6 protein-coding genes are annotated in these 7154 nt (G+C 20.0%); 5 read left to right on the top strand and 1 reads right to left on the bottom strand.

Annotated elements, in window-relative coordinates; genetic code table 11:
• The first annotated feature begins 356 nt into the window (after positions 1–356).
• From leuB to leuA, 4 genes are read left to right on the top strand one after another with little or no spacing between them, the layout of a single operon-like run.
• Complete coding sequence (leuB, locus tag RJD23_RS02135; protein WP_343188406.1) at positions 357–1457, top strand: 3-isopropylmalate dehydrogenase; 1101 nt, start codon at positions 357–359, stop codon at positions 1455–1457.
• Positions 1458–1464: 7 nt separating this feature from the next.
• On the top strand, positions 1465–2871 hold the full coding sequence (gene leuC / locus RJD23_RS02130; protein ID WP_343188405.1) for a 3-isopropylmalate dehydratase large subunit: 1407 nt from the start codon (positions 1465–1467) through the stop codon (positions 2869–2871).
• 29 nt (positions 2872–2900) lie between these two features.
• Positions 2901–3500: a 3-isopropylmalate dehydratase small subunit gene (gene leuD, locus RJD23_RS02125; RefSeq protein WP_343188404.1), complete on the top strand. Its 600-nt coding sequence runs from the start codon at positions 2901–2903 to the stop codon at positions 3498–3500.
• A gap of 44 nt (positions 3501–3544) precedes the next feature.
• Positions 3545–5077, top strand: a complete 1533-nt coding sequence (gene leuA, locus RJD23_RS02120) for a 2-isopropylmalate synthase (RefSeq protein ID WP_343188409.1) — start codon at positions 3545–3547, stop codon at positions 5075–5077.
• A 275-nt stretch (positions 5078–5352) separates the two neighbouring features.
• On the opposite strand, the gene RJD23_RS02115 is transcribed toward leuA, so the two are convergent.
• Positions 5353–5856 carry a TIGR00645 family protein gene (locus RJD23_RS02115; RefSeq protein ID WP_343188408.1) on the bottom strand — a complete coding sequence of 168 codons (504 nt, stop codon included), beginning with the start codon at positions 5854–5856 and terminating at the stop codon, positions 5353–5355.
• Between the two features lie 331 nt (positions 5857–6187).
• Here RJD23_RS02115 and repA point away from each other — a divergent pair, with 331 nt between their 5' ends.
• Positions 6188–7042, top strand: coding sequence for a plasmid replication initiator RepA (repA, locus tag RJD23_RS02110; RefSeq protein ID WP_343188407.1), 855 nt, complete (start codon positions 6188–6190; stop codon positions 7040–7042).
• Positions 7043–7154: the final 112 nt, after the last annotated feature.

The following is a 7154-nucleotide window of genomic DNA, read 5'->3' as shown; positions in this document are numbered from 1 at the left end:
TTATAAAATTATTTAAAACTTATAAAAATTACACTCAAAATTTATAAAATTATTTAAAACTTATAAAAATTAAATATTTTATAATTTTAAAAAAAATAAATGCATGTGTGAAAATTTTTATATGCAACCAAAGAGATAGATGCAAAATAACATTAACTAAAAAATCTTTTAAAAAAGAAATATACATTAGTAATTAAAAAATTTTTTAATAATATTAAATTATGCAATTTTTAATAAAAAATTTGTAAAATTATATAAAATCTATTATTTTTGTTCATATAGTAAATTTAATTTAAAATAAATATCTTAAAATTTTATATAATTTTTTTAAGTATATTATAAAAAGTAATTATAAAATGTCAAAAAAATATAAAATTGCAATATTACCTGGTGATGGAATAGGCCCTGAAGTAATGAGACAAGCATATAAAATAATAAATGTATTAAAAAAAAAATTTTTTTTAAACATACAATATAAAAATTATTTAGTTGGATACTCAGCAATAAAAAAATATAAAACTGTTATGCCTAAAGAAACTTTATACGGATGTGAAAAATCTAATGCAATTTTATTTGGTTCAGTTGGAGACCCTAGATATAATTTTTTTAATAAAAATATTTCATTAGAAAAAGAATCTTTATTATTTATTAGGAAAAAATTTAATTTATTTTGTAATATTAGACCAGCTAAATTGTATTCTAAATTAAATTATTTATCTCCATTAAAAAACAGTATATCTATAAATGGAATAGATATACTGTGTATAAGAGAATTAATAGGTGGAATATATTTTGGAAATTCAAAATTTATATATGATAAAAATAAAATAAAAAAAAAAGCATTTGATACAGAAATATATAGTAAAAAAGAAATTTATAGAATCTCTAGAATTGCATTTAAAATTGCAAACAAAAGAAAAAAAAAACTTACTTCAATAGATAAATCTAATGTATTAAAAAGTTCCATTTTATGGAGAGAGGTTGTAAATGAAGTTTCTAAAGAATTTCCTAATGTAAAACTAAATCATTTATATGTTGATAATGCTGTTATGCAAATAATTAAAAATCCTAGTATTTTTGATGTAATATTATGTTCTAATATTTTTGGAGATATAATTTCTGATGAATGTGCTGCAATAATAGGATCAATAGGATTACTCCCCTCTGCAAGTATAAATGAAAAAAAATTTGGATTATATGAACCATCAGGTGGGTCAGCTCCAGATATAAAAAATTTAAATATTGCTAATCCCATAGCTCAAATTTTATCTCTTTCTATGATGTTAAAATATACTATGAAATTAGATAATATATCTAAAAAGATAGATAATACTGTAAAAGAAGTTTTAGAACTAGGTTATATAACAAAAGATTTAAGTAATGATGTAAATAAAGAGTATGTTTCTACAGATGAAATGGGTGATATAATAGCTCAAACTTTAATTAAAAATATATAGGAAAAAAATGAAAAATAAAAAAACAACTTTATATGAAAAATTATATAATTCTCATGTAATATATGAAAAAAAAAACGAAACTCCTTTAATTTATATAGATTTACATTTGTTACATGAAGTAACTTCACCTCAAGCTTTTTATTCTTTAAAAGAAAAATTCAGAGATGTAAGAAGACCAGAAAAAACTTTTGCTACTATGGATCATAATGTTCCGACAAAGAAAGAAATATCATATAAGTCTAATAAAATGTCATTTATTCAAATGGAAGAATTAAAAAAAAATTGTAAATATCATAATATTAAATTGTTTGATTTAAATCACCCCAAACAGGGTATAGTTCATGTCATAGGGCCTGAGCTTGGTTTAACATTACCTGGTACTACAATTGTTTGTGGTGATTCTCATACATCCACTCATGGTGCTTTTGGATCATTAGCTTTTGGCATTGGTACATCTGAAGTGGAGCATGTTCTAGCTACTCAAACTTTATCTCAAATACGTTATAAAAATATGAAAATAAAAATTTCTGGCAAAATACCTAAATATGTTTATTCTAAAGATATTATATTGCATATAATAAAAAATTTAAGTACTTCTATTGGAAGTGGTTATATAATAGAATTTTATGGAAATACAATATCTAATATTAGTATGGAATCTAGAATGACTATATGTAATATGGCTGTAGAACTAGGAGCTAAATCAGGTATTATTTCTCCAGATAAAGTAACTTATAAATATTTGAAAAACAAAGAATATTCACCTAAAGGTAATTTATGGAAAAAATTAAAGAAATATTGGAAGACTTTAAAATCAGATAAAAATTCTTTTTTTGACAAAAAATTTTATTTTAATATAAAAAATTTATCTCCACAAATTACTTGGGGGACCAATCCTAGTCAAACTATTAATATAGAAGATAAAATACCATTATTAAATAATTATAAAAATGTTTATGAAAAAAGAAATGTAGAACATGCATTAAAATATATGCGTTTAAAACCAGGAGAATTTTTAAAAAATTTATCTATAGATAAAGTTTTTATAGGATCTTGTACAAATTCTAGAATAGAAGATTTAAGAGAAGCATCAAAGATAATTATTAACAAAAAAGTTCATAAAAATGTAAAAGCAATAGTTGTACCAGGATCAAAATGTGTGAAATTACAAGCAGAAAAAGAAGGAATAGACAAAATTTTTATTGAATCAGGATTTGAATGGAGAAATCCTGGTTGTTCTATGTGTTTAGCAATGAATGATGATAAGTTAAATGAAGGTGAAAGATGTGTATCTACAAGTAATAGAAATTTTGAAGGAAGACAAGGTAGAAATAGTATGACACATTTAGTTAGCCCAGCTATGGCAGCCGCTGCTGCGGTATATGGTAAAATAGTAGATATAAGAGAAATTTAAATTTAAAAAATATAGAGTTAATTTAAAATATGAAAAAATTTATAAAACATTTTGGTAAAGTTGTACCATTAGATATGTCAAATATAGATACTGATGTTATAATTCCAAAACAATTTTTAAAAAAAATAACTAAAAATGGATTTGGAAAATATTTATTTTTTAATTGGAGATATATAAATAATAATATTAAAGATTTAAATTATAAATTTATATTAAACAATAAGATTTATAAAAATTCTAGCATTTTACTTACTAGAAAAAATTTCGGTTGTGGATCTTCTAGAGAGCATGCAGTGTGGGCTATTAAAGATTTTGGTTTTAAAGTTATTATATCTGCTAGTTTTTCAGATATTTTTTATAATAATTGTTTTAATAATGGCATTTTATTAATAACTTTGAATGAAAATAAAATTAATGAAATTTTTAAAATAATATATAATAATAAAAAATCTATTTATTTTCAAGTAAATATAGTTAAAAAATATATATTAATATTTAACAAAAAATATTTTTTTAAAATAAATCCTTTTTATCAATTTTGTTTAATTAACGGTTTAGATAGAATTGATTATACTATGAAATATAAAGATAAAATAAAAGAATATGAAAATAAAAACATATTTTTTTAAAAAAGTGTTTTATAAAATAAAAATATATATTTATAAGGTAAAATATGAAAGAAAAAATTATTATTTTTGATACTACATTAAGAGATGGTGATCAATCTTTACAGCACAGCTTAAAATCTAATGATAAATTAAAAATTGCAAAATTATTAGAAAAAATGGGTGTAGATATAATAGAAGCAGGTTTTCCAATATCTTCCCCTGAAGATTTTAAATCAGTTAATTTAATTTCTAAAAATATAAAAAATAGTACAATTTGCAGTTTAGCAAGATGTAAAAATGAAGATATTGATATAGCAGCTAAGGCAATGTCTAATTCTTTTTCAAGATCTTTTAGAATTCATTTATTTATTGGAACTTCTAATTTACATATTAAATATAAATTAAGAAAAAATTTTGAAGAAATTTTAGAAATGGCTATAAATTCAGTTAAAAGAGCTAAAAAATATACTAATGATATAGAATTTTCATGTGAAGATGCTGGTAGAACCAACATAGATAATTTATGTATAATTATAGAAAATGTAATAAAACATGGAGTTACTACTATAAATATACCAGATACTGTAGGTTATAATATTCCTACTGAATTTTCTAAAATAATAAAATTAATAATTAATAAAGTTCCTAATATAGACAAATCAATAATTTCTATACATTGCCATAATGACTTAGGTATGGCTGCTGGAAATTCTATTACTGCAATACAATCAGGAGCTAGGCAAATAGAAGGTACAATAAATGGTATTGGAGAAAGATCTGGTAATACAGCTTTAGAAGAAATAATAATGGCAATAAAAACAAGAAAAGATATTTTAAATTTTTATACAGATATAAATCATAAAAAAATTTATAAGACTAGTAAAATTATAAGTAAAATATGTAATGTAAATATTTCACCAAACAAATCTATTATTGGAAGTAATGCATTTTCTCATTCGTCAGGAATACATCAAGATGGAATATTAAAAAACAGAAAAAATTATGAAATAATTTCTCCTGAAACTATTGGTGCAAAAAATAAAGAATTCAATTTAACATCTAGATCTGGAAGAGCAGCTATAAAATATCATATGAATAAAATGGGTTATTCAGAAGATAAATATAATTTAAATAAATTATATAAAAATTTTATAAAATTGACAGATAAATATGGAAGAATATTTAGTTATGATTTAGAAGCTTTAGCTTTTTTAAAAAATTTTAAAAAAGAAAGTAATTATTTCAAATTAAAACATTTAAAAATTTCTATTAAAAATAATGTTGAAAATAATATTTTAATAAAATTAGTTTGTGGTGAAAATACTAAGATTTGTTCTATTAAAACAAAATCAAACATTATATATGCAATTTGTAAAATATTTAGTAAAACTTCTAATATAAAAATAAAATTAAAAAAATTTAAGTCTATCTTTGAAAAAGATAAAAATAATTTAATTAATAAAGTCTCCATAATTATATTATATAAAAAAAATAAATTTTATGGAGAAAAAATTACTTCTAATTTTATAGAATCTTATACTAAATCTATAGTAAATGTTTTAAATAGTATATGGAAATATAACAAAATTATAAGATAAATTTTAACATTATATTTATTTAAATACGTTTTTTATATATAAATTTTTTATTAATAAAAATGTACACAATTATAAGAAATTTTTATTTTAAATTTTTAAAAAATATATTTAAAAAAAATATTACATTTTTATATATCAAAAAAATTAAATTATAAAAAAATCTTATAAATCTATATTTATTTTTATATTTAAATTTAACTTTATTTCAATATATAAATATTCATTGTGTACATTAATATTTATTTAAAATTATATTTTTTTTGTAAAGTAATTTTTTAATTTTTATATTTTTTTTTACTCATTTTATCTATATAAGCCATACCAAAAGCTGATATTACAAATGTTAAATGAATTATTACAAACCACATAATTTTGTTATCTAAAATCTTCTCTGCATTCATAAATATTCTTAAAAGATGAACAGATGAAATAGCAACTATAGAAGATGCTACCTTATTTTTTATAGAATTTACATCCATTGTGCCCATCCAACTTAATCTATTTTTATTTTCCTTTATTTCTTCCATTTTTACTATGAAATTTTCATATCCTGAAAACATTACCATTACTAATAAACCACCTACTAAAGCTATATCTATTAAAGATAATACTATAAGAACCAAACCTGATTCAGACATACTAAATATTTCTGGAATGACATAAATTACTTGTTGAAAAAATTTTAATGTTAATAGAATAAAACCAAATGATAAACCGATGTATACAGGAAACATCAACCATCTAGAAGCATATATTATACTAGCAATAATTTTTTCCATTTTTTATATTACCTAATTAATATTTTTTGTATTTTTATATAAATTTTAGTATATTTATATAAATATATATTAAAAATTTTTAATTTTTATATAAAAATCAATGTTATTTTAATTAAAATTATATTTTTATTATTTTATTTATTAATATAAAAAATTATATTTAAAATATTTAATATACTTTATATAAAAATATAATATATTATATTAAAATTACAATATTTTATTTAAATAATTTTAATAATTAAATTTATTTTGTTTTAATTTGTTTAAAATGATATTATTTATTTAATTTAAAACATTTATATTAAAAATTTTTATTTTGAGAAAAATTATGTATCATAGAGAAAAATATATTTTTAATAGAAGCCCTAAATTTACACGACCTAAAAAAGATAAGTCTAGACCAGCTTTTATAAAATATGCTATAAAAATGGCTTCATCAATAGATGTTGCTAGAACTGAATTAAATTATATTATACAACCAAAAGATCCTAAAACTGGTATTTTAATAAAAAGAAAAAGAAGATTAAATGAACATAGAGCTTGCGCTATGAGAGCTATAGTTATAGCTATGATATATCATTTCAATATAACTTCTGATTTAGTGCAAGCTTCAGTAGAACAGTTAGCTGATGAATGTGGTTTATCTACTATATCAAAAGCCGGAAATAAATCTATAACTAGAGTTTCCAGATTAATTACAGATTTTATGGAACCTATGGGATTTGTAATATGTGAAAAAGTTTGGGACAAAGTTATAGGAAATTATACTCCTAAAATGATTATATTAACTCCATTATTTTTTAAACTTATAGGAATATCTTCTCAAAAATTATATAATGCTAAAAAACAACAATTAGGATGGATAAATAAAGGTTTAGTAAAAAAAGGATTAAAAAAAATTAATTTCTTAGAAGCTAGAAGAAGAGGTAAAGATAATCGTATAAGAGGAATTTTTAAACATAGACATATTAAACATATTTTTTATAGAAAACATATTAAAGCAAAAAAAATTTTAGCGTTAGATGAAAAAGAAGCTAAACAAAAAATTTTAAGAGCTTTAGTTTCAAGATATTCAATAATGGAATTAACTAATTTAGGGCCTGAAGGTTTAAAAAAACAAATTAATATTGAATATTATTATTTAAGAAAATTAGCAACTTCCCCCATACCAAATTTTTATTAAAAAAAATAAAAATTTTTTACTATTAAAAATTTATAAAATTATTTAAAACTTATAAAAATTACACTCAAAATTTATAAAATTATTTAAAACTTATAAAAATTACACTCAAAAT

It is taken from the genome of Buchnera aphidicola (Ceratoglyphina bambusae) (assembly GCF_039363085.1).
Lineage (GTDB): Bacteria > Pseudomonadota > Gammaproteobacteria > Enterobacterales > Enterobacteriaceae > Buchnera_G > Buchnera_G aphidicola_E.
Note: the sequence above shows the minus strand (reverse complement) of the source record. Positions and strands in the feature narration are given on the sequence as shown.